This is a genomic window from [Lactobacillus] timonensis (assembly GCF_900240275.1).
GTDB lineage: Bacteria > Bacillota > Bacilli > Lactobacillales > Lactobacillaceae > Limosilactobacillus > Limosilactobacillus timonensis.
Genome location: NZ_LT964771.1, coordinates 1 through 2188 on the forward strand (window position 1 = coordinate 1; position 2188 = coordinate 2188).

Consider the following 2188-nt stretch of genomic DNA (forward strand, 5'->3'; position numbering starts at 1 on the left):
CTAATAGCATTAAAAAATTCGCACATCATGGTTCAGGCACCCATAATCACAAGAAAAACCAGCCCAAGCAAACTAGTTGCTTGAACTGGTCAAAATTAGCTATCAGTACCGATTGACAAAGAGCCCAACAAAATAATGGCCACCAACGTCTGGCAGAGGACGTTAGTGACCATTTTTTATATTAGTTATTGGAGTCTTGAGCGGCTCGCCTGCTATTCTATGCTTTCTATTTGTTTTCTCGCTTAGCATGGTCCTTGCTGTGGGCGTTGTTCTGTCCATAGTAGGCGTTCTTGCCGTGCTTGCGGTAGTAGTGCTTGTCCAGCAGATACTGTGGCAAGTGGATGTTAGAGCGATTAAGCATCATTGAGTGGTAGTCTTCTTCAGCGACGACTTCCAGCACCTTCGCGTTGTACACCGCCTTGGCTGGTGTTGGCCCCCAGGTAAATGGGCCATGTTGCATGACCAGAGCGGCAGGAGTGGCCTCGTAGTCCAGGTGACGTTCCTTAAAGGAACGGATGATGACCTTCCCGGTGTTGCCTTCGTAGTCTTCCTCGATTTCTTCCTTGGTCAACGCGTCGGCGGCTGGCACGTCGGTGTAGAAGGTGTCGGCATGCGTCGTGTTCAAAGCCGGGATGTCCATCCGGGCAGCGGCAAAGGACACCGCCCACGGTGAGTGGGTGTGGACAATCCCGCCGATCTTCGGGAAGTGATTGTAAAGGTAGGTGTGAGTCGGCGTGTCTGAGGACGGGTTGAGGTCACCTTCCACCACTTCCCCCTGCAGGTTAACAACCACCATGTCGTCAGGAGTCAGTTCGTCGTATGGCACCCCCGATGGCTTGATGACAAACAAACCTTTTCCCCGGTCAATCCCGGAGACATTCCCCCAGGTAAAAGTTACCAGACCAAGTTTTGGCAACTGCATATTGGCATCGTATACTTCTTTTTTCAGTTCTTCTAACATACTCTTTCTCCCTCTCAATCATTACTTTCCCGACATCATTTATACAGCCAGCCGCCTTCAGCCGCGATACAAATAAAAATGAAGAACAGGATGGCCCAGTTCAGGTAGTGGATGATCCGTCCGAAGTCCCGGTCAACCGAAATTTGACGGAACAAGATCAAAATGACCATCAAAGCGGCAATCGCGTTTGTTGTCCCCGCGTGGGTGTTTCCGCTAAGAAATTCCCATACCGAAATGGCTGCGGTAGCTAGTAGACAAAGCGACATGATGACATAAAACGGAATGTTGTATTTTTTCTCCTTCATTAAGCCATTTCCTCCTGTTGATAACTGTATTCACTAATGGTGTGGTAGGCTGTCTTAGCGTCCTTCGCAGCTAATAACGTCTTGAAAACTTGACGGTTAGTAACTAACCCCATCACTTCAGCTAAGGCGCGGTCATGCTCGTGATTTTCACCAGGCGCCAAAACGATCAAGCAACGGATCGTTTCCTGCCCCTGGCCTGTTTCAACGACTAACGGCTGTCTAAAGATTCCCAGCGCCATCCCGACCTGGTTAACGTGCCCACTAGGTGCCGCGTGTGCCAGGAATGTATCGGCTGAAACCATCATATATGGGCCAAAACGGTCAATGAGGCTCAGGATGTCGTCATAGTATTTAGCGTCCGCAATTCCCTGGTCCGTTAAAATCCAGCACAGCTGCTTAATCGTCGCCTTCAAGTCACGGGGCCGGTCGATTAACTTAATTGACGCCGGTTTCAGTAAGTCAGCCAGTCGTTTTTTCGCCGGTATAACGCTATTTTCCTGCCCGTTGAGCGGATAAAGATAGGACGTTAATTCAGCTCTTAATCCCTCTTCATCAGTCAGGCGGGCGTGGCGTTTAACGATTGCTACCAGCTTATCTAACGACCGTTCTTGTCCAATTGACAACTGAGGGAAGTACTGGTGGAGTGCCCGTTCAATCCGGTAATTATCCTTATACTCCAGTACCGGCTGAACACTGATCACCGGAATATTAAATTCATCCGGATTGAGGTTTGCTGTCGAAATAATCAACTTAGCCCGGTTCGGCATCCGCATAATCCGTTCAAGGTTTTCAATTCGGCAGATTGCAAGAAATAACTTGAACGAATTTAGTGACGTAGATTAAGCAAGAAGATCTCGATTGGTGTATGCCAATTAAGACATTTAAGTGGCCGTGAATTCAGATACCAATTGATTTGAACCAG

3 protein-coding genes and 1 pseudogene are annotated in these 2188 nt (G+C 48.5%); all 4 read right to left on the reverse strand.

Going from position 1 to position 2188, the window contains the following annotated elements; genetic code table 11:
* Window positions 1–226 precede the first annotated feature (226 nt).
* Window positions 227–961, reverse strand: a complete 735-nt coding sequence (locus C1710_RS08070; RefSeq protein ID WP_102281906.1) for an L-ribulose-5-phosphate 4-epimerase — start codon at window positions 959–961, stop codon at window positions 227–229.
* Between the two features lie 35 nt (window positions 962–996).
* A complete protein-coding gene (locus C1710_RS08075) occupies window positions 997–1266 on the reverse strand; it encodes a hypothetical protein (protein ID WP_102281909.1) in 270 nt (89 codons plus the stop codon).
* Window positions 1266–2033, reverse strand: a complete 768-nt coding sequence (locus C1710_RS08080; RefSeq protein WP_180961352.1) for a PTS sugar transporter subunit IIA — start codon at window positions 2031–2033, stop codon at window positions 1266–1268. The genes C1710_RS08075 and C1710_RS08080 overlap by 1 nt, the downstream gene beginning before the upstream one ends.
* Before the next feature lie 59 nt (window positions 2034–2092).
* Window positions 2093–2188 (reverse strand): annotated as a pseudogene (locus C1710_RS08085) (IS30 family transposase); the annotation flags it as partial.